Origin of the sequence: Saccharothrix coeruleofusca (assembly GCF_014648515.1) — a bacterium.
Lineage (GTDB): Bacteria > Actinomycetota > Actinomycetes > Mycobacteriales > Pseudonocardiaceae > Actinosynnema > Actinosynnema coeruleofuscum.
On record NZ_BMRG01000005.1, the window covers coordinates 118,848 to 143,085 of the forward strand.

Below are 24,238 nucleotides of genomic sequence, written 5' to 3' on the forward strand. Positions count from 1 at the left end.
CCGCGTCGAACCGGGATCGACGTGTCGGTGTCGGAAGGGGTGGCACGTGAGCGCGTGGCGCACTGCGGAGGTGCTGACCGCGGAGGAGGTGCTGGCCAGGGCCGCCGCGGACGCCGAGCGGTCCGTGCGGGAAGCCGCCCGCCGCCTGGTCCGCGAGCCCTCGGCCGAGGACGTCCGCCGGGTGATGGCGTTCGCCAAGTCCAATGAGGCCTCGCCCGCGTTGCAGGCGTTGCAGCGGCGCATCGCCCGAGGCGAGCTGAGCTGGCGGCAGGTGCTGATGGGCGAGGCGGCGGGCGACCAGGGCGTGCGGGCCGCCCTGGAAGCCGACCGCGACCGGCTGGCCGCGCTGTGCCGGGGCGAGCAGCCCGAGCCCGCGCGGCGACCCGAGCCCCGGCGCGCCGACGACGAGGAGCCGATGTCGTTCACCGAGGACGCCTGGTAGGCGCTACCCCAGCGCCAGGGCGACGGCGACCACGACCGCCCACAGCAGCATCGCCAGCCCGGTGTCGCGCAGCACCGGGATCAGCTCCCGGCCCTTGCCGCCCCTGGCGACCCGGCGCGCCCCCAGCGCGGTCAGCGGCAGGGCCAGCAGGCCCAGCAGCGCCAGCGGCTCGCGCAGGCCGAAGGCCAGCGTGATCAGGAACGGCACGGCCACCAGCGCCAGGTAGAGCCTGCGGGTGTCCCGGTCGCCCAGCACCACGGCCAGCGTGCGCTTGCCCGAGACCGCGTCGGTCGGGATGTCCCGCAGGTTGTTGGCGACCAGCACGGCGGTGGAGAACGCGCCCATCGCGATGGCCCCGCCGATGCCGATGCCGGTGACCTCGCCGGTCTGCACGTAGAGCGTGCCCAGCACGGCGGCGGGACCGAAGAACAGGAACACGGCGACCTCGCCCAGCCCCGCGTACCCGTAGGGCTTGCTGCCGCCGGTGTAGAACCACGCCGCCGCGATGCACACCGCGCCGAACGCGATCAGCCACCAGTACCCCGACAGCGCCACCAGCACCAGGCCCACCACGGCCCCCGCGCCCAGCGCCGCGAACGCCGCGGTGCGCACCGCCTTGGGGTTGGCGGCCCCCGACCCGACCAGCCGGAACGGGCCCACCCGGTCGGCGTCGGTGCCGCGGATTCCGTCGGAGTAGTCGTTGGCGTAGTTCACGCCGATCTGGAGCGCGACCGACACCAGCAGCGCCAGCGCGGACCGGAGCGGGTCGAACTCGTCGATGTGGTGCGCGGCGGCCGCGCCGACCAGCACGGGGGCGATGGAGTTGGGCAGGGTGCGCGGGCGGGTCCCCGAGATCCACTGGGCGAGCGTGGCCATGCCGCTCATCCTCCGACATGGCCCGCGACGCCCCGCCCGCAGGTGGGGTCAGGGCTGGGGGTGGTGGGCGGTGGCCGGGGTGGTGGTCAGGGCGGTGGCCAGGGCGGTGGCCACGGCCGTGCGGTCGACCTTGCCGGGGCCGCGCAGCGGCAGGCGCGGCAGGAACGCCACGGACTTGGGCGCGGCGGAGCGCCCCACCGCCGCCCGCACGGCCTCCCGCAGCCCGTCCGGGTCCGGCGGCGCGGCCGGGTCGGCGGGCACCACCGCGGCGGCGACCACCTGCCCCCACTCCGGGTGCGGCAACCCGACCACGCAGACCTCCAGCACCCCCGGCTGGGCGGTGAGCACCCGCTCCACCAGCACCGGCGGCACCTTCTCCCCGCCGGTGACGATGACGTCGTCCGCGCGCCCCAACACCTCCAGCGCCCCGTCCGGGCCGAGCCTGCCCAGGTCACCGGTGCGGAACCACTCGCCGAACCGCTCCCCGCCCCGGTAGCCCAGCGCCAGCACCGGACCCGCCAGCTCGACCCGACCCCCGTCCAGGCGCACCCGGACACCGCCCAGCGGCACCCCGTCGTAGACGCAGCCGCCCGCCGTCTCGCTCATGCCGTACGTCGTCACGACGTTCACCCCGAGCCCGCGCGCCCGCGCCAGCAGCGAAGGCGGGGTGGCCGCGCCGCCGATGAGCACCGCGTCGAACCGCCGCAACGCCGCCAGACCCGGCCCGTCGGCGGCGACCAGCCGGGCGAGCTGGGTCGGCACGAGCGCGGTGTAGTGCCTGCCCGGCACGGCCAGCACCGGCCGCGCGGCGGCGGCGAACCCGGTGGCCCGGAAACCGGGGCTCAGGTCCATGACGCCCGGCTCGGTGCCCGCGACCAGCGAGCGGACCAGGACCTGCACGCCCGCGATGTGGGTGGTGGGCAGCGCGAGCAGCCAGGTGCCGGGACCGCCCAGCCTGCGGTGGGTCAGCTCGGCCGAAGCCCGCAAGGCGTCGGCCGAGAGCAGGACCGCCTTGGCCTCCCCGGTGGAGCCGGAGGTCGGCACGGCCAAGGCGGCGTGCCGTTCCCACTCCCGGTCGCCGGTGGGCTCCCGGTCACCGGTGGGCTCCCGGTCGCCGGTGGGCGGCACCGCCCTGTCCGCCCGCGAGGGCGGGGCGGCCGTGAGGTCCACGACGGTGTGGCCCGCCAGGGCGGCGCGGAGGTCGTCGAGGGTCGCCATGGCGGTCAGTAGTGGTAGGGGTAGTTCGACCAGTCGGGAGCGCGCTTCTCCAGGAATGCGTCCCGCCCTTCGACCGCCTCGTCGGTCATGTACGCCAGCCGCGTTGTTTCGCCCGCGAACAACTGCTGGCCCACCAAACCGTCGTCGATCAGGTTGAAGGCGTACTTCAGCATTCGCTGCGCGGTCGGGGACTTGCCATTGATCTCCTTCGCCCACTGCAGGGCGGTCGATTCGAGTTCGGCGTGGGGCACGACCGCGTTCACCGCGCCCATGCGGTGCATTTCCTCCGCGCTGTAGGTCCGGCCGAGGAAGAAGATCTCCCTGGCGAACTTCTGCCCGACCTGCCGTGCCAGGTACGCGCTGCCGTAACCGCCGTCGAAGCTGCCCACGTCCGCGTCGGTCTGCTTGAACTTGGCGTGCTCCTCACTGGCCAGCGTGAGATCGCACACCACGTGCAGGCTGTGGCCGCCACCCGCCGCCCAGCCCGGCACCACGGCGATGACCACCTTCGGCATGAACCGGATCAGCCGCTGGCACTCCAGGATGTGCAGCCTGCCCGCCCGCGCCGGGTCGATGGTGTCGGCCGTGTCGCCGGAGGCGTACTGGTAGCCGCTGCGACCGCGAATGCGCTGATCGCCGCCCGAGCAGAACGCCCAGCCGCCGTCCCGAGGGGAAGGGCCGTTGCCGGTCAGCAGCACGCACCCCACGTCGGAGCTCATCCGCGCGTGGTCCAGCGCGCGGTAGAGCTCGTCCACGGTGTGCGGGCGGAAGGCGTTGCGCACTTCGGGGCGGTTGAACGCGATGCGCACCGTGCCCTGGTCCACCGCCCGGTGGTAGGTGATGTCGGTGAAGTCGAAGCCCGCCACCGGCTGCCACGCGGACGGGTCGAACAGCTCGGAAACTGCCTGGTCTGCCACGGTACGGACAATATGCCCGCGAAGGCTTCGGAGCGGTCCGAGGGCGCTGTGTCGGTGTCATGAACCCATTCTTCGAACACCTGTTCGAAGGCGCAAGGGAAGTCACCTGGTCGTGTTGGGTGACAATGGCGAGGTGAACCCGTCCACCGCGCAGGCGAGGGTGCTCGTCGACGAGCTGATCCGCAACGACGTCAGGCACGTCGTGCTGAGCCCCGGATCGCGCAACGCCCCGCTGTCCTTCGCCCTGCACGAGGCCGCGGTCGCCGGACGGCTCACCCTGCACGTGCGCGTCGACGAGCGCAGCGCGGGCTTCCTGGCCCTCGGCCTGGCCAGGGGCAGCGGCCAGGTCACCGCCGTGACCTGCACCTCCGGCACCGCCGTGGCCAACCTCCACCCCGCCGTGCTGGAGGCGAGGCACGCGGGCGTCCCGCTCATCGCGCTCACCGCCGACCGCCCCGTCGAGCTGCACCGCACCGGCGCCAGCCAGACCGTGGACCAGCACGGCATCTTCGGCGTGGACACCCTCGACCTGCCCGTCGCCGAGCGCCGCGCGGGCCAGAACGCGCTGTGGCGCTCCCTGGTCTGCCGCGCCGTCGCCGCCGCCCGCGAGAACGCCCCGGTGCACGTCAACGTGCCGCTGAGGGAGCCGCTGGTGCCCGAACCCGGCGACTGGGTGGAACCGCTGGAGGGCCGCCCGTTCGGGATGCCCTGGACGCGCGTGGCCACCCGCGCCACCTCCTCGCTGCACCCCGCCGACCACCTCGGCCCGCGCACCCTGGTCGTGCTGGGCGACACCGACGACCGCGAGGTGGCCGAGCTGGCCGAGCGGGCGGGCTGGCCGGTGGTGGCGGAGCCGACCGCCGCCGTCCGCGGCCTCGCGCACGGCTCGCTGCTGCTCAACGCGGGCGAGCTGCCGGAAAGGCTCAAGCCCGACGCCGTGGTGGTGGTGGGCCGCGCCACCCTCTCCAGGGGCGTGCAGCGCCTGATCGCCGCCACCCCCGTGGTGCACGTCATCTCCCAGGACCCGAACTGGCCGGACCCGCAGTTCGCCGCCACGCACGCCTCCACCGCGCTCGCGCTGGGCGAGCACGAGGTGGACCCGGACTGGCTGGCGGGCTGGCGGCTGGCCGAGAAGACCGCCGTCGCCGCGGTGGCCGACCTGCTGGCCGAGCGGTCGTGGCCGACCGGCCTGCACGTGGCCCGCGACCTGGTGGCGCTCCTGCGGCCGGGCACCAACCTGTTCGTCGGCTCCTCGAACCCCATCCGGGACGTCGACCTCGCCGCCACGGCCGGGCCGCACCTGAGGACCTACGCCAACCGCGGCACCGCGGGCATCGACGGCAGCGTCTCCACCGCCGTGGGCATCGCGCTGACCGCGGGCCCGACCTGCGCGCTGATCGGCGACCTGACGTTCCTGCACGACACCAACGGTCTGCTCATCGGCCCCGACGAGCCGCGCCCCGACCTGACCGTGGTGGTGCTCAATGACGACGGCGGCGGCATCTTCGCGCTGCTGGAGCAGGGCGGCCCCGAGCACGCCGCGAGCTTCGAGCGCGTCTTCGGCACCCCCCACGGCGTCGACCTGGCCGCCTTGTGCGCCGCGCACCACGTGCCGCACGCGCTGGTCGACAACGCCGCCGCATTGGGGCGCGAACTCGCGCACGCGGGCGGAATCAAGGTCGTGGAAATTCGGGCGGAACGTACCGGATTGCGCGATCTCCACGCGCGGTTGAAGTCGGTCGTGTCAAGCGCTTTGTCGGCCGCGTTCCAATAACCAGGAACCTACTGACGGGGGTACAGCGCCGCGCATTCCGTGGTTAGCGTCCCCCCATGTCCCTGAGAGCGAAGCTCACGACCGGCACCGCCGCCGCGGCATCCCTGCTGCTGCTCGCCGGCACCGCCGCAGCCAAGCAGCCCGGAGCGCCGGGGATCGGCGACCCGTACTACCCGAACGCGGGCAACGGCGGGTACGACGTGTCCCACTACGACATCCGGCTGAACTACCAGCCCGCCACCGACAACCTGTCCGGCACGACCACGATCCTGGCCAGGAGCACCCAGGACCTGAACCGGTTCAACCTGGACTTCGTGCTCAAGGCCAGCTCGGTGCGGGTCAACAACAAGGTCGCCTCCTTCACCCAGGCCGACGGCGAGCTGGTCGTCGACCCGAAGGGCACGCTGCGCGAGGGCAGCGACCTGACGATCGTGGTGACCTACTCCGACGTCCCGTCGAGCCGCTCGCTGGGCGGCTTCACCGCTTGGAAGCGCATCCCGGACGGCGCGCTGGCCATCGACGAGCCCGACATCGCGCCGTGGTGGTTCCCGAGCAACAACCACCCGACCGACAAGGCCACCTTCGACGTGTCGGTGGCCGTGCCGGACGGCGTGGAGGTGCTGTCCAACGGCATCTTCAACGGCACCACCAAGCAGATCAACGGCTGGACCCGCTGGTGGTGGCGCAGCCTGAAGCCGCAGACCACCTACCTGGCGTTCATCGCGATCGGCCAGTTCGAGATCCGGCGCTCCACCGCGCCCAACGGGCAGCCGGTGATCAACGCCTACTCCGAGCGGCTGGGCGAGGACGCCGGAGCGGCCAAGGCCAGCGTCGAGCGCACGTCCGAGGTGGTGGAGTTCCTGGAGGAGAAGTTCGGGCCCTACCCGTTCGAGGCGCAGGGCGGCGTGGTCACGCCGGGCATCGGCTTCGCGCTGGAGAACCAGACCCGCTCCACCTACGATCCCGCGTTCTTCCGGCGCGGCACGAACACCTACGTCGTGGCGCACGAGAACGCGCACCAGTGGTTCGGCGACTCGGTGTCGGTGCACGGATGGAAGGACATCTGGCTCAACGAGGGCTTCGCCAGCTACGCGGAATTCCTGTGGTCGGAGCACGTCGGTGAGGGCACCGCGCAGGAGAACGCCGAGTTCATCTACGACCTCTACGCCGCGGATCACCCGTTCTGGACCGTCCTGCCGGGCGACCCCGGTCCGGAGAACCAGTTCGACGGCGCGGTGTACGACCGGGGCGCGCTGGCCGTGCACGCGCTGCGCGTGGCCGTGGGCGACGAGGACTTCTTCTCGATCCTGAAGGGCTGGACCGCCCACAAGCGGTACGGCAACGCCAGCGTCGAGGAGTTCATCGCGTTCGCCGAGAAGGTGTCCGGGGAGCAGTTGGACGAGCTGTTCAAGACCTGGCTGTTCACCCCGAGCAAGCCCGCCGCCGCGCCGGGGCGCGACGGTGAGTTCTCCGCGCGGGCCGCGGTGGCCGAGCCCAAGTCGCGGCAGAAGATCAAGGAGACCCACGAGCTGCTGGCCGCGGGTCACTGAGCGACTGCACGGGGGCCACTTCGCCGCGGCGAAGTGGCCCCCGTGCCCTTTGCGGCTCAGCTGCTCCGCATGGTGCGCAGTGCCTGCTGCGCCGTGCGGACCAGGTCTTCCAGTGCGTCCTCGGTGAAGAGCACTTCCAGCGCGAACGACTGCTCGGAGCCGAACCGGACCTGCGCCCGGCTGTCGCCGACGTCGCAGGTGATCGGGCAGCTCCCGGTCACCGACACCCACGCCTCGACGCTGGTCCCGTTGCTCTTGATCACGTTCGACTCCTCGGCGTCCGGAGCCCTCGCCAGGTCCGGATGGCGGGTGACTATGCTCCACCTGCTGTAGTTGATCGGCTACCGAATGGCAGATGGGCGAAGCCTAAGAGGAAACTTCTCTTTGAGGCAGCCGCCAGATCGAGTGGATCACTTCCCGCAGCACGCGACCACGTGGAGGCTTCGACTCATGGGCGCTCGGCAGACCTTGGAGCGACGACAGCGCGGCTTGTCGCTCAAGCGCTACCGGAGCCTCAAGGGCGTCTCGCAAGCCGAAGTGGGGGCGACGATCGGCCGCAGCGACTCGCGGATCAGCAAGGTCGAAGACGGCGTCGCCACGCTCAGCGCCGACGAGTTGTCGCGCGTCATGGACTACCTCGACGTGCCCGACGCCGAGCGCGCGACCATCCTGGAACTCGGCGCACGAGCGCGGAAGCGCTTGCGCCGCAGCGCGGCCGATCCGCAGCCCTGCACCGACACGCTGCCCGGCTCGTTCCAACGGCTCGCGGACCTGGAAGCGGACGCGGTGGCGATCCGCTCGTACGAGCCGGGTGTAGTGCCGGACTCCTCCAGTCCCCCGGCTGCATCCGGTCCATCATGGCCGGCGGCGCGGGTGTGTTCTGGGAGTCGGAGGTCGAGACGCGAGATCGGTGTGCGTTCCGCGGGGAGCGCCAAACCCGAGTGCTGGGTGCCGACGAACCCAAGCGGTTGGAGTTCGTCACGGCGGGTTGACCGTGCTGGATTTCGGTGGCACCGCACCCGATGTCGCCTTCGCCCCGACCACCTACGGACCGTCGACCTACTTCGACGACAAGGCCGACACGGCGACCCTGTCGCGGGCTTTCAAGAAGGTCCAGGGGCTCGCCCGCGACCACGAGGCTTCACTCGACCTCATTCGAGGCAAACCGGAGGGCTGATCGATGAACGACACCGGTTGGTTCAAGAGCAGCCGCAGCAACGCGGGCGGTGATCAGTGCGTGGAGTGCCGGATCGTCGCCGGACACGGCGTGGGCGTGCGGGATTCGAAGAACCCCGGCGGTGGTGTGCTCCGGGTGGGTCCGGTGGCGTGGTCGTCTTTCGTCACCGCCCTGAAGAACGGGCGGTGACCGGGGCTCACACGCCTTCCAGGGCCTCCCGGACCGGCAGCATCTTGGCGTGCGCCTCGCGCACCTCGGTGTCCGGGTCGGACTCGGCCACCAGGCCGCAGCCCGCGAACAGCCGCGCGGTGCGGCCGTCGACCTGGGCGCAGCGCAGCGCGATGCCGAGTTCGCCGTCGCCGTTGCCGTCGATCCAGCCGACCGGGCCCGCGTAGCGGCCTCGATCCATGCCCTCCAGGGCGCGGATCAGCGCCACGGCTTCGGCGCGCGGTGTGCCGCCGACGGCGGCCGTGGGGTGCAGCGCCTCGCCCAGGCGCAGCAGCGACGGGTCGCCGCGCAGCGTGCCGATCACGTCGCTGGACAGGTGCGACACGTTCGGCAGCCGCAGCACCGACGGGCCGTCGACCGACATGGTGGTGCAGAACGGGCTCAGCGTGTCCACCAGCGACGCCACCGCGTACTCGTGCTCGTCGCGGTTCTTGCCCGACGACAGCAGCGCCCGCGCCAGTTCGTCGTCGCCCACGCCGTCGTGCGGCCAGGTGGTGCCCGCCAGCACGCGCGAGTCGACCATCGGGCCGGTGCGCCGCAGCAGCAGTTCCGGGGTGGCCCCGATCAGCCCGTCCACCGCGTACACCCAGCACTCCGGGTACCGCCTGGCCAGGCCGTTGAGCACGAACCGGTGGTCGATGGCGGTGTCGGCCACGGCCAGCAGGTCGTGCGCCAGCACCACTTTGGCCAGTTCGCCCGCGCGCATCCGGGCCACCGCTTCGCGGACCGCTTCCCGGTAGGCGGTCACCGGCAGCTGCCCGTCGGCGTAGCGGACGGTGGAGGGGCGCGTGACGGGCGACACCACCGGCGTCTCCTCGCCCTCGCCGATGGTGGTCACCCAGGCGCGGCCGTCGCGGCGGCCGACCACCACTCGCGGCACCACCAGCACCGAGCGCCCCGGCTCGTCGGCGAAGGCCATGCTGGCGAACGCGACCGGCCCGCTGCCCGGCACGCCCAGCTCGTCGGTGACGTCCAGCTCGGCGGTGAACTCCCGCCACCAGCGGTCGGCCTCGGCGAACCGGTCGGGGCCGGAGACCTCGAACCGCGCCGCCTCTCCCCAGCCGACCAGCCCTTCGCCGTCGCGGACCCAGGCCAGCGCGCGTTGCGGGTCGGGCAGCCTGCGCAGCAGGCCGCCGCCCGTGACCGGTCGGGTGCGCACGCGCAGCCGCTGGCGAATCCGGGAGGCAGGAGCTGAGGTCACGGGTCGAGGGTATGGAGTCGAGGCTGAGATTCCGCCGCCGGCCAGCCCTAGACTCCTCAGTTGTGGTGGACAACGCAGTGCGGACCGGGGTGGCCGGGCGGGTGCGTCGGCTGGCCGCTCGGGCGCTGCTGGTCGTCGGCGGGGTGATCACGCTCGTCGGCGTGCTGCTGCTGGTGGCCTGCTGGCGGGACGACCAGGCCATCGAGGCGCGGCTGGGCCGGGCCACCGCGGAGGTGGTGTCGGTCTCGCTGCAGCGCACGGTGGTGCGCTTCGCCACGCCGGACGGCGCGGTGCACAGCCCGTCGCAGGGCGTGCTCTACCCGGAGGGGTTGGCTCCGGGACAGCTGGTGCGCATCGAGTACGACACCGACAACACCGAGTTGGCGCGGGTGGCGGGCCGCACGGCGCGGTTGGCGCTGCTGCCGGTGGGGACGTTCCTGCTGGCGGTGTGGGCGGTGCTGGGGCCGCTGGTGTGGTGGCTCCGCCGACGTCCTTTGTGACAGTTATCCCGCGAACGGCGTCTCGGGTGTAACATCGGCCTCATGGACCTGGAGGCCGAGTTCGAGCGCGCCGTCGCCGCCGAGCGGCGCGTCGAGCCGAGGGACTGGATGCCCGACGGCTACCGCAGGACGCTGATCCGGCAGATCGCCCAGCACGCCCACTCCGAGATCATCGGGATGCAGCCGGAGGGCAACTGGATCAGCCGCGCGCCCTCGCTGCGGCGCAAGGCGATCCTGCTGGCCAAGGTCCAGGACGAGGCGGGCCACGGCCTCTACCTCTACGCCGCCGCCGAGACCCTGGGCGCCGACCGCGGCGAGCTGACCGACAAGCTCATCGACGGCAAGCAGAAGTACTCGTCGATCTTCAACTACCCGACGCTGTCCTACGCCGACGTCGGCGTGATCGGCTGGCTGGTCGACGGCGCGGCCATCTGCAACCAGGTGCCGCTGTGCCGGACCTCCTACGGCCCCTACGCGCGGGCCATGATCCGCATCTGCAAGGAGGAGTCCTTCCACCAGCGGCAGGGCTACGAGCTGCTGATGACGATGATGTCCGGCACCGACGCGCAGCGCGCCATGGTGCAGGAGTCGGTGGACCGCTGGTGGTGGCCGTCACTGATGATGTTCGGCCCGCCGGACGCGGAGAGCGCCAACACCGAGCGGTCGATGGCGTGGCGGATCAAGCGCAACACCAACGACGAGCTGCGGCAGAAGTTCGTCGACATGACCGTGCCGCAGGCGGAGAAGCTGGGCGTCACGCTGCCCGACCCCGAGCTGCGGTGGAACGCCGAGCGCGGCCACTACGACTTCGGCCAGCCGGACTGGCGGGAGTTCTGGCAGGTGGTCGGCGGCAACGGGCCGTGCAACGCGCAGCGCCTCGCGCACCGGCGCAAGGCCCACGAGGACGGCGAGTGGGTGCGGCAGGCCGCCGCGGCGCACGCCGCCAAGCAGGCAGGAAGGCGGGAGGAGGTCGCGTGAGCTCTTCATGGCCGCTGTGGGAGGTCTTCGTCCGCGGCAAGCGCGGGCTCAACCACGTGCACGTCGGCTCGCTGCACGCGCCCGACGCCGAGATGGCCCTGCGCAACGCGCGCGACGTCTACACCCGGCGCAACGAGGGCGTGTCGATCTGGGTCGTGCCCGCGGAGGCGATCACCGCGTCGTCACCGGACGAGAAGGACCCGTTCTTCCAGCCCAGCGGCGACAAGGTCTACCGGCACCCCACGTTCTACGCGATCCCCGAGGACGTGCCGCACCTATGAACGCCGACAACGCCACCGACAGCGTTTACGACGGGCTGGTCGACCAGGAGGACGCGCACTGGGCGTTCGGCACGGGCTTCCACGAACCGCTGGCGGGCGTGGACCGCGCCGTCCCCGACGTGGACCGGGCCGATCTCACCGCGTACTGCCTGATGCTGGGCGACGACGCGCTGGTGCTGTCCCAGCGGCTGGCCGAGTGGTGCTCGCGCGCCCCCGAGCTGGAGGAGGACGTGGCGCTGGCCAACATCGCGCTCGACCTGCTCGGGCAGGCGCGGCTGCTGCTGACCCGCGCGGGCGAGGTCGAGGGCGCGGGGCGGGACGAGGACGCCCTGGCCTACCTGCGCGACGAGCGCGAGTTCCGCAACGTGCACCTGGCCGAGATCGAGTGCGGCCCGTTCGCGGGCGGCGACTTCGCCACCACCATCGCGCGGCTGCTGGTGTTCTCGTCGTGGAAGCTCGCCCAGTACTCGCGGCTGCGCGGCAGCGCCGACCCGGTGCTGGCGGCGGTCGCCGCCAAGGGGCTCAAAGAGCTGGCCTACCACCGCGACCACGCGGCGCAGTGGACCGTGCGGCTCGGCGACGGCACGGAGGAGTCGCACCGCCGGATGCGCGCCGGGCTGCACCGGGTGTGGCCGTTCCTGGACGAGCTGTTCACCGCGCACCCCGTGGAGCTGCGGCTGCCGGGCGTGGCCGTGGACCCGGCCGGGTTGCGCTCCGAGGTGGAGGACGTGCTGGCCGAGGTGTGCCGGGCGGCCGGGCTGGAGCTGCCCGACGCCGCGCCCGCCGCGCGGGTGGCGGGCAAGGCCGGGCGCGACGGCGTGCACACCGAGGCGATGGGCTACCTGCTCGCCGAGATGCAGCACCTGCACCGGTCGCTGCCGGGGGCGAAGTGGTGACCGCGCCACCAGGGGTGACGGCGCGGGAGGTCGCGGCGCGGGTGCGCGACCCCGAGCTGCCCGTGCTGACCCTGGCGGACCTGGGTGTGCTGCGCGAGGTGGTGGAGCGGGACGGCCGGGTCGTGGTGACCATCACCCCCACCTACTCCGGCTGCCCGGCGGTCGAGGAGATGGGCGCGGACCTGCGCCGCGCGCTGCGCCGGGCGGGCTTCGCCGAGGTCGAGGTGCGCACGTCGCTGCACCCGGCGTGGACCACCGACTGGATCACCGAGGACGGGCTGCGCAAGCTGCGCGAGGCGGGCATCGCGCCGCCGTCGCGCCTGGGGCCCCGCGCCGCCGGACCGGTGCCGCTGAACCTGGCGCCGCCGTCGCGGCGGGTGCCGTGCCCGCGCTGCGGGTCGCCGCGCACCACCGAGCTGTCCCGGTTCGGCGCCACCGCGTGCAAGGCCCTGCGCCGCTGCGAGGACTGCGCGGAGCCGTTCGAGCACGTCAAGGAGATCTGATGGCGCGCAACGAGTTCCACAAGCTGACCGTGGCCCGCGTCGACCGGCTCTGCGACGACGCCGCGGCGATCACCTTCGACGTGCCGCCCGAGCTGGCCGGGCAGTTCGCGTTCCGGGCGGGCCAGCACGTGACCCTGCGCAGCGGCGACGAGCGCCGGTCGTACTCGATCTGCGCGCCCGTCGGCGCGCCGCTGCGGATCGGCGTGCGGCGGGTGGAGGGCGGGCTGTTCTCGGTGCACCTGGTGGACCGCGTGCAACCCGGCGACGTGCTGGAGGTGCAGCCCCCGCAAGGCCGTTTCACGCCGTCCTCCGGCGACCACCACGGCCTGGTGGTCGCGGGTTCGGGCATCACCCCCGCGCTGTCCATCGCGGGCACCGCGTTGGCCCAGGGGGCGCGCGTGACGCTGCTGTACGGCAACCGGCGCACGGACACGGTGATGTTCGCCGAGGAGCTGGCGGACCTGAAGGACCGCTACCCGGCGCGGTTCCAGCTCGTGCACGTGCTCTCCCGCGAGCCGCGCGACGTGGAGCTGTTCAGCGGTCGCCTGGACGCGGCGAAGCTGTCGACGCTGCTGGACACCGTGGTGCCCGCGGCCGACGTCGAGCAATGGTGGCTGTGCGGGCCGTACGGGCTGGTCCGGGACGCGCAGTCGGTGCTGGCCGCGCGCGGGGTCGACCCGTCGCGCGTGCACCACGAGCTGTTCTACGTCGACGAGCCGCCGCCCCCGCCGCGCAGGCCCGAGCGCGTGCTGGAGGCCGCCTCGCAGGGCACGGTCGTGCTGGACGGCCGCAGCACCCCGGTGCCGCTGCCCGCCGACGTGCCGATCCTCGACGCGGCCCAGCGGGTCCGCTCGGACCTGCCGTTCGCCTGCAAGGGCGGGGTGTGCGGGACGTGCCGGGCGCTGGTCACCGAGGGCGCGGTGGACATGCGGCGCAACTACGCGCTGGAGCCGGGGGAGGTCGCGGCGGGCTTCGTGCTGACCTGCCAGTCGGTGCCCGCCACCCCACGGGTGACGGTCGACTTCGACGCCTGATTGAGCCGAATGGAGTATGTGAATGCTCCTAAGGGATCATCTTCGGCATGTCTTGGCACGCTTTCCTCGACGAGTCCCGTCGGGGCTCCACCTACCTGGTCGCGGTCGTGATCGTTCCGATCAGGAAGCTCGACGTCACGCGGTGCGCGATGCGGCGGCTGACCAAGCCCGGACAACGCCGGGTCCACTTCAACGACGAGGGGGATCGCCGTCGTCGCGAGGTGCTCAGCAGGATCGAGGATTTCGGTTTGCGAGGACTGATCTGGCACTGCCGCGAGAGCAACGACGTGCGGGCGCGACAGGTGTGGCTCACCGACGTGGTGCCCCACCTGGTCGATCGCGGGGTGTCCCGGCTGGTCCTCGAAAGCTGCCAGCATCAGGACGCCGAGGACCGGAGAGTCCTCGCGGGTGCTGTTCGGAAAGCGGGCGGTGGGTTGAGCTACGCGCACTTCAAGCCTGCTGAAGACCCCGTGTTGTGGATCAGCGACGCGCTCGCCTGGTGCTACGGGGCAGGCGGTGATTGGCGGCGTCGGGTGAGCGGCCTGCTCGACGGGGTGATCGACCTGAATCGGTCCTAGACAGCGCGAAACCCGGCAACCGGTCGTCCGGCCGGTGAACCGGGTTCACTTCCAGCCCCTATTGGGGCTGGCGAGGATCACTGTAGTGCATTCGGAGCAGCGCCGTCTACCGGCTCGTCGAGGACTGCCACCAGCCCAGCACCTCCTCGGCCACCTCCGGCATGGCCACCAGCAGCCCGTCCACCGGCAGCGGCGCGTCCGCGCCCCGCCGGTCCAGCACCGTCGCGCCCGACTCCACGGCCAGCGCCACCGCTCCGGCGACGTCCCACTCGTGGTAGGTGTGCAGCACGGCCGCCGCCGCGTGCCCCAGCGCCACCTGCGCCACGGCCAGCGCCTTGGACCCCAGCACGCGCACCCAGGTACCCGCCGCCGCCGCGTGGGAGATGAACTCGCCCATCCCCGGCCACGGCCCGGTGCGCGTCATCTCGGTGCACACGATCGAGCTGCGCGCCCGGTCGGGCAGCTTCACCGGCATCCCGTTGGCGCGCATCCCGCGCCCCCGCGCCGCCGCGTAGATCTGCGCCCGGTACGGGTCGGCCACCACGCCGACCACCGGCCCCCAGCGGTCCACCAGCGCCAGGCTGTAGGCGCACCAGGGCATCCCGGCCACGTAGTTCGCGCCGCCGTCCACCGGGTCGACCACCCAGCGGTACTCGGCGTCCCCGGTCACCCCGGCGTCGGAGTCCTCGCAGAACACCGGGATGGTGGGGAACTCCTTGGCCAGCACGCGCCGGGTGTGCCGCTCCAGGGTGCGGTCGGTGTCGGTGACCCAGTCGAACGGCGAGCCGTCCTCGGCGCCCGGCCTGGCGCCTCGGCCCGCGGTGGCCATGATGACGTCGGAGGCGTCGTTGGCCAGACCTCCCGCGACTTCGAGCGCTATCGACACCAGCGCGGGGTCGACGGGCTGGACGGGTCGGGACGACAAGACGGTCATGCCGCATTAGTGTCACCGCCCTCGGTGTCCGAGACACGTCCTCCAGGTGAAGCGGGGGCCAACGTCGCCCCTGACGCGCGGATTTGGGCGGCCGTTCCCCGAGTTGTCACGCCCGCGTGGACTCATCATCCCGTGAATCGCGCGTTCCGGCACCGATCGGGGACGCGGCTCGCCGTGCTCGGGCGCGTGACGCGCGCGGTGTGCCGGGCTCGCGGGGCGTCACCTAGTCTTCCCCCATGGCGCGTGCAGGTCTGGACAAGAACCCCCGCGAGGTCGCCGAGATGTTCGACGGCGTGGCCAAGGGCTACGACCGGACGAACTCGGTCATGACACTGGGGTTCGACCGGCGCTGGCGGGAGTGGAGCAGGCGGGTGCTGGACACCCGGCCGGGGGAGAAGGTGCTGGACCTGGCGGCGGGCACGGCCGTGTCGACGGTCGAGTACGCGTCCTCGGGCGCGTGGTGCGTGGCCGCTGACTTCTCGCTGGGGATGCTGCGGGGCGGGGCGCACCGGCCGGTGCCGAAGGTGGCCGCCGACGCGCTGCACCTGCCCTTCGCCGACGGCGCGTTCGACGCGGTCACGGTGTCCTTCGGGCTGCGCAACTTCTCCGACACGGAGGCCGCGCTGCGCGAGATGGCCCGCGTGGTGCGGCCCGGCGGGCGGTTGATGATCTGCGAGGTCTCCACGCCCACGTTCCGCCCGTTCCGGTACGTCTACATGCGCTACCTGCTGCGCATCCTGCCCTTCATCGGCCGGTTCGTGTCATCCAACCCGGAGGCGTACCACTACCTGGCCGAGTCGATGCGCGCGTGGCCGGACCAGCGGGCCCTCGGCGAGATCATCGCCAAGGCGGGCTGGGAGGACGTGGCCTGGTTCAACCTCACCGGCGGCATGGTCGCGCTGCACCGCGCCACGAAGCCCTGATCGCCGCGCCGCCGGGGCGGCCTCGCGCGGTGGTCCCGGGGTGCGTCACCTGATCCGGTGGGACGGGTGGGGGTCGGGTGGTGGATAGCGGCCCCCGGAGGGGGTGTCGGGTAGTACTTGCAGGCGCCTTGGAGTGGGCGTGAGCAGGTGGGTGGTGTTATCGGGCGCAAGTAGACTCGCGCCTGGACTTTGTGAACACGTGCACAAGGAGCGGGGATGACGACTCCCAGCCGCCGCAAGGCAGGCGAGGACGCCGAGGTGATCGTGGTGGGCGCGGGCCCGGCGGGCTCCACCGCGGCCACCTACTTGGCTCGCGCGGGCCTGGACGTGCTGCTGCTGGAGAAGGGCAGCTTCCCCCGCGAGAAGGTCTGCGGCGACGGGCTCACCCCGCGCGGCGTCAAGCAGCTCATCGACCTGGGCATCGACACCCGCGAGGAGGCGGGCTGGCTGCACAACCGCGGCCTGCGGGTGGTCGGCGGCGGCGTCACGCTGGAGCTGGACTGGCCGGAGCTGGCCACGTTCCCGCCCTACGGCGTGGTGCGCCCGCGCCAGGACTTCGACGAGATGCTCGCCCGCACCGCGCAGCAGGCGGGCGCCCGGCTGCTGGAGCAGACCAACGTCACCGGCGCGGTGGTCGAGCGCGGCCGGGTGGTCGGCGTCACCGCCAAGGTCGGCCCCGACCGCAAGCCGGTGACCTACCGCGCGCCGCTGGTGCTGGGCTGCGACGGGGTGTCCGCGCGGCTGGCGCTGTCGGTGGGCATCCAGAAGGACGACGCCAAGCCGATGGGCGTGGCGGTCCGCCGCTACTACGCCAGCCCGCGCACCAAGGACGACTACCTGGAGTCGCACCTGGAGCTGTGGGACCGCGCCAACGACGTGCTGCTGCCCGGCTACGGCTGGATCTTCGGCATGGGCGACGGCACGGTCAACGTCGGCCTGGGCATCCTGTCCACGTCCAAGGCGTACGGCACCACCGACTACCGCGCGCTGCTGCGGTCGTGGTTGGACGGCACCCCGGAGGAGTGGGGTTTCCGCGAGGAGAACGCGACCAGCCGGATCGGCGGCGCGGCGCTGCCGATGGGCCTGAACCGCAAGCCGCACTACCGCGACGGCCTGCTGCTGGTGGGCGACGCGGGCGGCATGGTCAACCCGTTCAACGGCGAGGGCATCGGCTACGCGATGGAGTCGGCCAGGATCGCCGCGGAGAGCGTGGTGCAGGCGCTGGCCAGGCCGGAGGGCGCGAGCCGGGAGCGGGCGCTGCACGGCTACCCGGTGCGCATCGAGCAGGCGCTGGGCAGCTACTACCGGCTGGGCAACATCTTCAGCAAGCTGATCGGCAACCCCACCATCATGCGCACCGCCACCAAGTACGGGCTGCCGCGCAAGACGCTGATGCGGCTGGTGCTCAAGCTGCTGGCGGGGCTGTACGACCCGAAGGACGGCGACGCGTTCGACCGCGTCATCACCGCCGCGACGAAGCTGGCCCCCACGGCCTGAGCGGGACCGCGCGACCGGACCGGTGGCCCGCCTGAGCGGACCACCGGTCCGGTCGATCTTTTTTGACCGATCCTCACGTTCCGCAGTCGTTTCGGACGTGTCCCAGGCCACTCGGCGCCGCCTTTGCCCAGGTGATCCGCCGCACCTTCGCGCAGGCCGTTGAGCTGCGCAGACGCGCCCCTCGGCGGCATCGTCCGGGAATTCGCCATTTTCGACAATCACCAGATAAACGGGCTGCGGATACCGCTGCGAAATGAGACGCGGACCGACTGGCGTGCTCACCTGAACGGACTAATGCGGGCGCACTGGTGGTGATCATCATCGTGACCGGCGGGCGGGGGGCGTCCGGGGGCTGCTGTGAGCCCCGTCGCACACCGTTGAACCCGCAGGTCAGGCACATAGCCGGGGGTGTGCGTCAGGCCTCTGTGTGACGTTCTACACTAGCTGGCGGTCTTGTGAATCACTTCACAACCGAGTGGGATGGCTTGTGAAGTGTTTCACAAGCGACCTGCGGATTGTTAGGCCCGCCTAACTTCCGGAGGCGGCAAGAACACCCTTTAGGGTGCGCAACAGTCAGCGGTTCACAGCGCCGTGACAGCGAGGAAAGGACGACGGAGCGTGCTTGACCCCTACCTCCCCCTCGTACTGATGTTCGCCCTCGCCGCGGCGTTCGCGCTGTTCTCGGTGACGGCCGCGCCCTACATCGGCCCCCGCCGCTACAACCGGGCCAAGCTCGACGCCTACGAGTGCGGGATCGAGCCGTCGCCGCAGCCGATCGTGGGCGGCGGCCGGATGCCGGTCGCCTACTACCTGACGGCGATGCTGTTCATCCTGTTCGACATCGAGATGGTGTTCCTCTACCCCTTCGCGGTCTCCGCGAACCGGCTCGGCCTGTTCGGCCTGGTGGAGATCGCCCTGTTCATCGCGACGGTCGGCTTCGCCTACGCCTACGTGTGGCGTCGCGGCGGCCTGGACTGGAACTGAGGGAATCATGGGTCTCGAGGAGAAGCTCCCCAACGGCATCCTGCTGACCAGCGTCGAGAAGCTGGTCAACTGGACCCGCAAGTCCTCGCTGTGGCCTGCCACCTTCGGCCTGGCCTGCTGCGCGATCGAGATGATGACCACCGGCGGCCCGCGCTACGACCTCGCGCGGTTCGGCATGGAGGTCTTCCGCGCCTCGCCGCGCCAGGCCGACCTGATGATCGTCGCGGGCCGGGTGACCAACAAGATGGCGCCGGTGCTGCGCCAGATCTACGACCAGATGCCCGAGCCGCGCTGGGTGCTCGCCATGGGCGTGTGCGCCTCCAGCGGCGGCATGTTCAACAACTACGCGGTCGTGCAGGGCGTGGACCACGTCGTGCCGGTCGACATGTACCTGCCGGGCTGCCCGCCGCGGCCGGAGATGCTGATGGACGCGATCCTCAAGATCCACGCGAAGATCATGGACGAGCCGCTGGGGCCGACCAGGGCCGCGCTGCTGGCCGAGCAGGGCCACCGCACCGAGCTCATCCCGTCCTCCCAGCGCTTTGCGAAGAAGTGAGCGGCATGGCTGACGACGACAACAAGCACCCCGAGGCGCTCAGCTCGGCGAGCATGGGCGAGGCCGAGCACGAGGAGCACCTGGAGCGCGGCGGCGTGGTCGCGGGGCGCAACCGCACCGGCATGTTCGGCGTGTCCGGCAGCGGCGACACCTCCGGCTTCGGCGGCCTGAAGCTGCCCGCGCACGTGGCCGCGCCCTCGGAGCGCCCCTACGGCGGCTGGTTCGACGAGGTCGCCGACGAGCTGCTGGCCGCGATCCGGGAGCGGGGCCTGCCCGCCGACACGGTCCAGCAGATCACCGTCGACCGCGGCGAGATCACCTTCTACCTGCGTCGCGAGCACCTGGTCGAGGTCGCCCGCATCCTGCGCGACGACCCGGCGCTGCGGTTCGAGCTGTGCAGCTCGGTCTCCGGCGTGGACTACGGCCCCGAGGCCCCGCAGCGGCTGCACTCGGTCTACCACCTGACCTCGATGACCTACCGCAGGCGCATCCGGCTGGAGGTCGCGGTCGAGCTGGACGACCCGCACGTGCCCAGCGTGGTCGCGGTCTACCCGACGGCGGACTGGCAGGAGCGCGAGGCCTGGGACATGTTCGGCATCGTCTACGACGGCCACCCTGGGCTGACCCGCATCCTCATGCCGGACGACTGGGACGGCCACCCGCAGCGCAAGGACTACCCGCTCGGCGGCATCCCGGTGGAGTACAAGGGCGCGGAGATCCCCCCGCCAGACCAGAGGCGGTCCTACTCATGAGCGAACGGCTTTCCGACGTCACCACGGGCACCGACACCAGCGGTCCCGGCCGTGACAGCGACTCGTACGACGCCAACCAGGGCGGCGACCCCTACGCCGAGTCCCGCGAGACCACCGAGGGCCGGGTCTACACGGTCACCGGCGGCGACTGGGACGAGGTGCTGGCCGAGGCGGCGGGCGACGAGCGCATCGTCATGAACCTGGGCCCGCAGCACCCGTCCACGCACGGCGTGCTGCGGCTGGTGCTGGAGCTGGAGGGCGAGACCGTCACCCAGGCCCGCAGCGTCATCGGCTACCTGCACACCGGCATCGAGAAGAACTGCGAGTACCGCACCTGGACCCAGGGCGTCACGTTCGTGACGCGCATGGACTACCTGGCGCCGCTGCACAACGAGGCCGCGTACTGCCTGGCGGTGGAGAAGCTGCTGGGCGTGACCGCGCCGCAGCGCGCCCAGGTCATCCGGGTGCTGCTGATGGAGCTCAACCGGATCAGCTCGCACCTGGTGGCGCTGGCCACCGGCGGCATGGAGCTGGGCGCGCTGACCGGCATGACCGCCGGCTTCCGCGAGCGCGAGGAAGTGCTGCACCTGCTGGAGTTCCTGACCGGCCTGCGGATGAACCACGCCTTCATCCGCCCCGGCGGCGTGGCGCAGGACCTGCCGCAGGGCGCCGAGGACCGCATCCGCGAGTTCATCCGGGTGATGGACTCCCGGCTGCCGGACTACGACAAGCTGCTCACCGGCCAGCCGATCTGGCGCAACCGCCTGGCGGGCGTGGGCTACCTGCCGGTGGACGCCTGCCTGGCGCTGGGCGTGACCGGTCCGGTGCTGCGCTCCGCGGGCCTGCCGTGGGACCTGCGCAAGGTCGAGCCGTACTCGGGCTACGAGCAGTACGAGTTCGAGGTGCCCACGGCCACCGAGGCCGACTCGTTCGCCCGCTACCGGCTGCGGGTGGAGGAGATCCACCAGTCGCTCAAGATCATCCGGCAGGCGGTGGACAAGCTGGCCCCCGGCCCGGTCATGGTGGAGGACGCCAAGATCGCCTGGCCCGCGCAGCTGACCATCGGCCCGGACGGCATGGGCAACTCGCTGGAGCACGTGCGCAAGATCATGGGCCAGTCCATGGAGTCCCTGATCCACCACTTCAAGCTGGTCACCGAGGGCTTCCGGGTCCCGCCGGGCCAGGTGTACGTGCCGATCGAGTCGCCGCGCGGCGAGCTGGGCTACCACCTGGTCTCCGACGGCGGCACCCGGCCGATGCGCGTGCACGTGCGCGAACCCAGCTTCGTGAACCTCCAGTCGATGCCCGCGATGTGCGAGGGCGGCATGGTCGCCGACGTCATCGCGTCGGTGGCCTCTATCGACCCGGTGATGGGTGGTTGTGACCGATGAGCACTTCCGAAGAGGTCTACGCGGCCTCGCCGCTGGACCCCGTCGAGACGCAGCGGCTGGTCCAGGAGACCCCCGCCGACACCAGCGTGTTCGACGAGCTGACCGAGCAGCGCGCGCGGGAGATCATCGCGCGCTACCCGGTGCCGCGCTCGGCGCTGCTGCCGATGCTGCACCTGGTGCAGTCGGTGGAGGGCCACGTCAGCCAGGCGGGCATCGCGTTCTGCGCGGACCTGCTGGACCTGACCGCGGCCGAGGTCAGCGCGGTGGCCACCTTCTACACCATGTACAAGCGCCGCCCCTGCGGCGAGCACCTGGTCAGCGTGTGCACCAACACGCTGTGCGCGGCGCTGGGCGGTGACGCCATCTACGCCAAGCTGCGCGAGCACCTGGGCAGCGACGGCAAGCCGCTGGGCCACGAGGAGACCTCGGGCGAGCCGGGCGCGCCCGGCTCGATCACCCTGGAGCACGCCGAGTGCCTGGCCGCGTGCGACCTGGGGCCGGTGCTGCAGGTCAACTACGAGTTCTTCGACAACCAGACGCCGGAGAAGGCGCTGGAGCTGGTCAAGGCGCTGCAGGCGGGGGAGAAGCCGAACCCCACCCGAGGCGCGCCGCTGACCGACTTCCGGCAGGCCGAGCTCCAGCTCGCGGGCTTCTTCGAGGGGCGGGAGGCGGACCTGGACGGCCCGTCGGCCGCGCCGGAGACCGTTCGCGGGGCCAGGATCGCCGCCGAGCGCGGGTGGACCGCCCCGGCCATGCCGGACCACGCGGAGTTCCCGCCGCTGCCGGAGAAGAAGTAGGGGAGGGTGACGTGGTCGACCAACTGACTCCCGTCCTGACCAAGCGCTGGCTGTCGCCGCGCTCGTGGACGCTGAAGACCTACGAGCAGCTGGAGGGGTACACGGCGCTGCGCAAGGCGCTGGCCGCCCACCCCGACCAGATCATCCAGCAGTGCAAGGACTCCGGGCTGCGCGGTCGCGGCGGCGCGGGCTTCCCCACCGGCATGAAGTGGGGCTTCATCCCGCAGGGCGACGGCAAGCCGCACTACCTCGTCATCAACGCCGACGAGGGCGAGCCGGGCACCTGCAAGGACATCCCGCTGATGATGGCCGACCCGCACTCGCTGATCGAGGGCATCATCATCACCTCGTACGCGATCCGGGCGAACTTCGCCGCGATCTACGTGCGCGGCGAGGTGCTGCACTGCATCCGCAGGCTCAACGCGGCGGTCAAGGAGGCCTACGCGGCGGGCTACCTGGGCAAGGACATCCTGGGCAGCGGCTTCGACCTCGACGTGGTGGTGCACGCGGGCGCGGGCGCCTACATCTGCGGCGAGGAGACCGCGCTGCTGGACTCGCTGGAGGGCCGCCGGGGCCAGCCCCGGCTCAAGCCGCCGTTCCCGGCCACCGCGGGCCTGTACGCCTCGCCGACCGTGGTCAACAACGTGGAGACCATCGCCAGCGTCCCCTACATCGTCAACGGCGGCGCGGACTGGTTCCGCACCATGGGCCGCGAGCGCTCGCCCGGACCGAAGATCTACTCGATCTCCGGCCACGTGGAGAAGCCCGGCCAGTACGAGGCGCCGATGGGCACCACGCTGCGGCAGCTGCTGGAGCTGGCGGGCGGCATGAAGGACGGCATCCCGCTGAAGTTCTGGACGCCGGGCGGCTCGTCCACCCCGCTGTTCACCGCCGAGCACCTGGACGTGCCGCTGGACTTCGAGGGCGCGGCCGAGGCGGGCTCGATGCTGGGCACCACCGCCGTGCAGGTGTTCAACGAGACCGTGTCCGTGCCGTGGGCGGTCATGAAGTGGACCGAGTTCTACAAGCACGAGTCGTGCGGCAAGTGCACCCCGTGCCGCGAGGGCACCTACTGGCTGGTGCAGATCCTGCAGCGGATGGTGCGCGGCGAGGGCACCCCCAGCGACATCGACACGCTGCTCGACGTCTGCGACAACATCCTGGGTCGCTCGTTCTGCGCCCTGGGTGACGGCGCGGTCAGCCCGATCACCAGCGGCATCAAGTACTTCAAGGACGAGTTCCTGGCCTTGTGCGACCAGAACGCCAAGTACGAGGCCACCGAACTGGCGGGAGCAAGCGCATGACGATCGCCCCTGACAAGAGCTCGGAGGTCGTGGTCCCCGAGGGCCACGTGAAGCTCGTCATCGACGGCGTGGAGGTCGTCGCGCCCAAGGGCGAGCTGCTCATCCGGACCGCCGAGCGGCTGGGCATCGTGGTGCCGCGGTTCTGCGACCACCCGCTGCTGGACCCGGCGGGCGCGTGCAGGCAGTGCCTGGTCGAGGTGGAGATGGGCGGGCGGCCCATGCCCAAGCCGCAGGCCTCCTGCACCATGACCGTGGCCGACGGCATGGTGGTCAAGACCCAGCTGACCTCGCCGGTGGCGGACAAGGCGCAGCAGGGCGTGATGGAGCTGCTGCTGATCAACCACCCGCTGGACTGCCCGATCTGCGACAAGGGCGGCGAGTGCCCGCTGCAGAACCAGGCGATGAAGCACGGCCGGGCGGACTCCCGCTTCCACGAGCGCAAGCGGACCTTCCCCAAGCCCATCCCGATCTCCACGCAGGTGCTGCTCGACCGCGAGCGGTGCGTGCTGTGCCAGCGCTGCACCCGGTTCTCCGCGCAGGTCGCGGGCGACCCGTTCATCGAGCTGCTGGAGCGCGGCGCGCAGCAGCAGATCGGTGTGGCGCAGGAGAAGCCGTTCCAGAGCTACTTCTCCGGCAACACCATCCAGATCTGCCCGGTGGGCGCGCTGACCAGCGCCGCGTACCGGTTCCGGGCGCGGCCGTTCGACCTGGTGTCCACGCCCAGCGTGTGCGAGCACTGCGCGTCGGGCTGCTCGACCCGCACCGACTGGCGGCGCGGCAAGGTGCAGCGCAGGCTGGCGGGCGACGAGCCCGAGGTCAACGAGGAGTGGACCTGCGACAAGGGCCGCTTCGCGTTCCGCTACGCCACCGCCGCCGACCGGATCACCCGGCCGCTGGTGCGCGACCGGGAGTCCGGCGAGCTGCGCGAGTCGTCCTGGACCGAGGCG

Annotated in this window: 27 protein-coding genes and 1 pseudogene; 22 read left to right on the forward strand and 6 right to left on the reverse strand. The window is 71.8% G+C overall.

Annotated features, from left to right (window positions below; all coding sequences use genetic code 11):
- Positions 1–46: 46 nt before the first annotated feature.
- Positions 47–442, forward strand: coding sequence for a hypothetical protein (locus IEZ00_RS16000; RefSeq protein WP_189224059.1), 396 nt, complete (start codon positions 47–49; stop codon positions 440–442).
- A gap of 3 nt (positions 443–445) precedes the next feature.
- Here the strand turns inward: IEZ00_RS16000 and IEZ00_RS16005 are convergent, their stop codons facing one another.
- Genes IEZ00_RS16005 through IEZ00_RS16015 form a run of 3 tightly spaced genes read right to left on the reverse strand, consistent with a single transcriptional unit; the run spans position 446 to position 3,453 of the window.
- Positions 446–1,318, reverse strand: coding sequence for a 1,4-dihydroxy-2-naphthoate polyprenyltransferase (locus IEZ00_RS16005; RefSeq protein ID WP_189224060.1), 873 nt, complete (start codon positions 1,316–1,318; stop codon positions 446–448).
- A 48-nt stretch (positions 1,319–1,366) separates the two neighbouring features.
- Entirely contained in the window at positions 1,367–2,536 is a 1,170-nt protein-coding gene (menE, locus tag IEZ00_RS16010) for an o-succinylbenzoate--CoA ligase (protein ID WP_189224061.1), read from the reverse strand.
- 5 nt (positions 2,537–2,541) lie between these two features.
- Entirely contained in the window at positions 2,542–3,453 is a 912-nt protein-coding gene (locus tag IEZ00_RS16015) for a 1,4-dihydroxy-2-naphthoyl-CoA synthase (RefSeq protein ID WP_189224062.1), read from the reverse strand.
- A 133-nt stretch (positions 3,454–3,586) separates the two neighbouring features.
- On the opposite strand from IEZ00_RS16015, the gene menD reads away from it, so the two are divergent.
- Together menD and IEZ00_RS16025 are read left to right on the forward strand one after the other, a co-directional pair.
- Positions 3,587–5,227 carry a 2-succinyl-5-enolpyruvyl-6-hydroxy-3-cyclohexene-1-carboxylic-acid synthase gene (gene menD / locus IEZ00_RS16020; protein WP_189224063.1) on the forward strand — a complete coding sequence of 547 codons (1,641 nt, stop codon included), beginning with the start codon at positions 3,587–3,589 and terminating at the stop codon, positions 5,225–5,227.
- A 56-nt stretch (positions 5,228–5,283) separates the two neighbouring features.
- A complete protein-coding gene (locus IEZ00_RS16025) occupies positions 5,284–6,777 on the forward strand; it encodes a M1 family metallopeptidase (protein WP_189224064.1) in 1,494 nt (497 codons plus the stop codon).
- A 56-nt stretch (positions 6,778–6,833) separates the two neighbouring features.
- Here IEZ00_RS16025 and IEZ00_RS16030 read toward each other — a convergent pair whose 3' ends face one another.
- Positions 6,834–7,040 carry a hypothetical protein gene (locus IEZ00_RS16030; RefSeq protein ID WP_189224065.1) on the reverse strand — a complete coding sequence of 69 codons (207 nt, stop codon included), beginning with the start codon at positions 7,038–7,040 and terminating at the stop codon, positions 6,834–6,836.
- A 187-nt stretch (positions 7,041–7,227) separates the two neighbouring features.
- On the opposite strand from IEZ00_RS16030, the pseudogene IEZ00_RS38125 reads away from it, so the two are divergent.
- The 3 genes and pseudogenes from IEZ00_RS38125 to IEZ00_RS16040 all read left to right on the forward strand — a co-directional run.
- Positions 7,228–7,428 (forward strand): annotated as a pseudogene (locus tag IEZ00_RS38125) (helix-turn-helix domain-containing protein); the annotation flags it as partial.
- 259 nt (positions 7,429–7,687) lie between these two features.
- A complete protein-coding gene (locus tag IEZ00_RS36660; RefSeq protein ID WP_268248733.1) occupies positions 7,688–7,954 on the forward strand; it encodes a Scr1 family TA system antitoxin-like transcriptional regulator in 267 nt (88 codons plus the stop codon).
- A 3-nt stretch (positions 7,955–7,957) separates the two neighbouring features.
- Positions 7,958–8,143: a DUF397 domain-containing protein gene (locus IEZ00_RS16040; protein WP_189224067.1), complete on the forward strand. Its 186-nt coding sequence runs from the start codon at positions 7,958–7,960 to the stop codon at positions 8,141–8,143.
- Between the two features lie 7 nt (positions 8,144–8,150).
- Here the strand turns inward: IEZ00_RS16040 and IEZ00_RS16045 are convergent, their stop codons facing one another.
- Positions 8,151–9,383: an isochorismate synthase gene (locus tag IEZ00_RS16045; RefSeq protein WP_189224068.1), complete on the reverse strand. Its 1,233-nt coding sequence runs from the start codon at positions 9,381–9,383 to the stop codon at positions 8,151–8,153.
- Positions 9,384–9,394: 11 nt separating this feature from the next.
- Between IEZ00_RS16045 and IEZ00_RS16050 the strand changes: the two genes are divergently transcribed.
- The 7 genes from IEZ00_RS16050 to IEZ00_RS16080 all read left to right on the forward strand — a co-directional run bounded on the left by IEZ00_RS16050 (position 9,395) and on the right by IEZ00_RS16080 (position 14,153).
- Positions 9,395–9,883, forward strand: a complete 489-nt coding sequence (locus tag IEZ00_RS16050) for a DUF3592 domain-containing protein (RefSeq protein WP_229795774.1) — start codon at positions 9,395–9,397, stop codon at positions 9,881–9,883.
- Between the two features lie 42 nt (positions 9,884–9,925).
- Positions 9,926–10,861, forward strand: a complete 936-nt coding sequence (gene paaA / locus IEZ00_RS16055; protein WP_189224069.1) for a 1,2-phenylacetyl-CoA epoxidase subunit PaaA — start codon at positions 9,926–9,928, stop codon at positions 10,859–10,861.
- On the forward strand, positions 10,858–11,142 hold the full coding sequence (paaB, locus tag IEZ00_RS16060; protein ID WP_189224070.1) for a 1,2-phenylacetyl-CoA epoxidase subunit PaaB: 285 nt from the start codon (positions 10,858–10,860) through the stop codon (positions 11,140–11,142). Before paaA ends, paaB begins: the two co-directional genes overlap by 4 nt.
- Positions 11,139–12,038 carry a 1,2-phenylacetyl-CoA epoxidase subunit PaaC gene (gene paaC, locus IEZ00_RS16065; protein WP_189224071.1) on the forward strand — a complete coding sequence of 300 codons (900 nt, stop codon included), beginning with the start codon at positions 11,139–11,141 and terminating at the stop codon, positions 12,036–12,038. Before paaB ends, paaC begins: the two co-directional genes overlap by 4 nt.
- Entirely contained in the window at positions 12,032–12,541 is a 510-nt protein-coding gene (gene paaD / locus IEZ00_RS16070; RefSeq protein WP_189224072.1) for a 1,2-phenylacetyl-CoA epoxidase subunit PaaD, read from the forward strand. The genes paaC and paaD overlap by 7 nt, the downstream gene beginning before the upstream one ends.
- On the forward strand, positions 12,541–13,575 hold the full coding sequence (gene paaE / locus IEZ00_RS16075; protein WP_189224073.1) for a 1,2-phenylacetyl-CoA epoxidase subunit PaaE: 1,035 nt from the start codon (positions 12,541–12,543) through the stop codon (positions 13,573–13,575). The genes paaD and paaE overlap by 1 nt, the downstream gene beginning before the upstream one ends.
- A 107-nt stretch (positions 13,576–13,682) precedes the next feature.
- Complete coding sequence (locus IEZ00_RS16080) at positions 13,683–14,153, forward strand: hypothetical protein (RefSeq protein ID WP_189224074.1); 471 nt, start codon at positions 13,683–13,685, stop codon at positions 14,151–14,153.
- A gap of 106 nt (positions 14,154–14,259) precedes the next feature.
- Here IEZ00_RS16080 and IEZ00_RS16085 read toward each other — a convergent pair whose 3' ends face one another.
- Entirely contained in the window at positions 14,260–15,087 is an 828-nt protein-coding gene (locus tag IEZ00_RS16085) for an inositol monophosphatase family protein (RefSeq protein ID WP_189224075.1), read from the reverse strand.
- Between the two features lie 236 nt (positions 15,088–15,323).
- On the opposite strand from IEZ00_RS16085, the gene IEZ00_RS16090 reads away from it, so the two are divergent.
- From IEZ00_RS16090 to IEZ00_RS36665, 9 genes are all read left to right on the forward strand, one after another.
- The gene (locus IEZ00_RS16090) at positions 15,324–16,010 is read left to right on the forward strand and encodes a demethylmenaquinone methyltransferase (RefSeq protein WP_189224076.1); all 687 of its coding nucleotides are present in this window, start codon (positions 15,324–15,326) and stop codon (positions 16,008–16,010) included.
- A gap of 216 nt (positions 16,011–16,226) precedes the next feature.
- Positions 16,227–17,507: a geranylgeranyl reductase family protein gene (locus IEZ00_RS16095; RefSeq protein WP_189224077.1), complete on the forward strand. Its 1,281-nt coding sequence runs from the start codon at positions 16,227–16,229 to the stop codon at positions 17,505–17,507.
- A 618-nt stretch (positions 17,508–18,125) separates the two neighbouring features.
- Positions 18,126–18,491, forward strand: coding sequence for an NADH-quinone oxidoreductase subunit A (locus tag IEZ00_RS16100; RefSeq protein ID WP_189224078.1), 366 nt, complete (start codon positions 18,126–18,128; stop codon positions 18,489–18,491).
- Between the two features lie 7 nt (positions 18,492–18,498).
- Entirely contained in the window at positions 18,499–19,047 is a 549-nt protein-coding gene (locus IEZ00_RS16105; RefSeq protein ID WP_189224079.1) for a NuoB/complex I 20 kDa subunit family protein, read from the forward strand.
- Positions 19,048–19,100: 53 nt separating this feature from the next.
- On the forward strand, positions 19,101–19,799 hold the full coding sequence (locus tag IEZ00_RS16110; RefSeq protein ID WP_229795842.1) for an NADH-quinone oxidoreductase subunit C: 699 nt from the start codon (positions 19,101–19,103) through the stop codon (positions 19,797–19,799).
- A complete protein-coding gene (locus tag IEZ00_RS16115) occupies positions 19,796–21,190 on the forward strand; it encodes an NADH-quinone oxidoreductase subunit D (RefSeq protein ID WP_189224081.1) in 1,395 nt (464 codons plus the stop codon). The genes IEZ00_RS16110 and IEZ00_RS16115 overlap by 4 nt, the downstream gene beginning before the upstream one ends.
- Positions 21,187–21,987 carry an NADH-quinone oxidoreductase subunit NuoE gene (gene nuoE, locus IEZ00_RS16120; RefSeq protein ID WP_229795777.1) on the forward strand — a complete coding sequence of 267 codons (801 nt, stop codon included), beginning with the start codon at positions 21,187–21,189 and terminating at the stop codon, positions 21,985–21,987. Before IEZ00_RS16115 ends, nuoE begins: the two co-directional genes overlap by 4 nt.
- Before the next feature lie 11 nt (positions 21,988–21,998).
- Complete coding sequence (gene nuoF / locus IEZ00_RS16125; protein WP_189224082.1) at positions 21,999–23,291, forward strand: NADH-quinone oxidoreductase subunit NuoF; 1,293 nt, start codon at positions 21,999–22,001, stop codon at positions 23,289–23,291.
- Positions 23,288–24,238, forward strand: a 951-nt coding sequence (locus tag IEZ00_RS36665) for a 2Fe-2S iron-sulfur cluster-binding protein (protein WP_229795780.1), incomplete at its 3' end; no start/stop codon positions are given. The genes nuoF and IEZ00_RS36665, both read left to right, overlap by 4 nt.

What these genes read in the sequence shown, in the direction of transcription:
- IEZ00_RS16005 (WP_189224060.1), bottom strand. Translation starts at nt 1,318, where the DNA reads ATGGCCACGCTCGCCCAGTGGATCTCGGGGACCCGCCCGCGCACCCTG.
- menE (WP_189224061.1), bottom strand. Translation starts at nt 2,536, where the DNA reads ATGGCGACCCTCGACGACCTCCGCGCCGCCCTGGCGGGCCACACCGTC.
- IEZ00_RS16025 (WP_189224064.1), top strand. Translation starts at nt 5,284, where the DNA reads ATGTCCCTGAGAGCGAAGCTCACGACCGGCACCGCCGCCGCGGCATCC.
- IEZ00_RS16040 (WP_189224067.1), top strand. Translation starts at nt 7,958, where the DNA reads ATGAACGACACCGGTTGGTTCAAGAGCAGCCGCAGCAACGCGGGCGGT.
- IEZ00_RS16050 (WP_229795774.1), top strand. Translation starts at nt 9,395, where the DNA reads ATGGAGTCGAGGCTGAGATTCCGCCGCCGGCCAGCCCTAGACTCCTCA.
- paaA (WP_189224069.1), top strand. Translation starts at nt 9,926, where the DNA reads ATGGACCTGGAGGCCGAGTTCGAGCGCGCCGTCGCCGCCGAGCGGCGC.
- paaC (WP_189224071.1), top strand. Translation starts at nt 11,139, where the DNA reads ATGAACGCCGACAACGCCACCGACAGCGTTTACGACGGGCTGGTCGAC.
- paaE (WP_189224073.1), top strand. Translation starts at nt 12,541, where the DNA reads ATGGCGCGCAACGAGTTCCACAAGCTGACCGTGGCCCGCGTCGACCGG.
- IEZ00_RS16085 (WP_189224075.1), bottom strand. Translation starts at nt 15,087, where the DNA reads ATGACCGTCTTGTCGTCCCGACCCGTCCAGCCCGTCGACCCCGCGCTG.
- IEZ00_RS16090 (WP_189224076.1), top strand. Translation starts at nt 15,324, where the DNA reads ATGGCGCGTGCAGGTCTGGACAAGAACCCCCGCGAGGTCGCCGAGATG.
- IEZ00_RS16095 (WP_189224077.1), top strand. Translation starts at nt 16,227, where the DNA reads ATGACGACTCCCAGCCGCCGCAAGGCAGGCGAGGACGCCGAGGTGATC.
- IEZ00_RS16105 (WP_189224079.1), top strand. Translation starts at nt 18,499, where the DNA reads ATGGGTCTCGAGGAGAAGCTCCCCAACGGCATCCTGCTGACCAGCGTC.
- IEZ00_RS16110 (WP_229795842.1), top strand. Translation starts at nt 19,101, where the DNA reads ATGGGCGAGGCCGAGCACGAGGAGCACCTGGAGCGCGGCGGCGTGGTC.
- IEZ00_RS16115 (WP_189224081.1), top strand. Translation starts at nt 19,796, where the DNA reads ATGAGCGAACGGCTTTCCGACGTCACCACGGGCACCGACACCAGCGGT.
- nuoE (WP_229795777.1), top strand. Translation starts at nt 21,187, where the DNA reads ATGAGCACTTCCGAAGAGGTCTACGCGGCCTCGCCGCTGGACCCCGTC.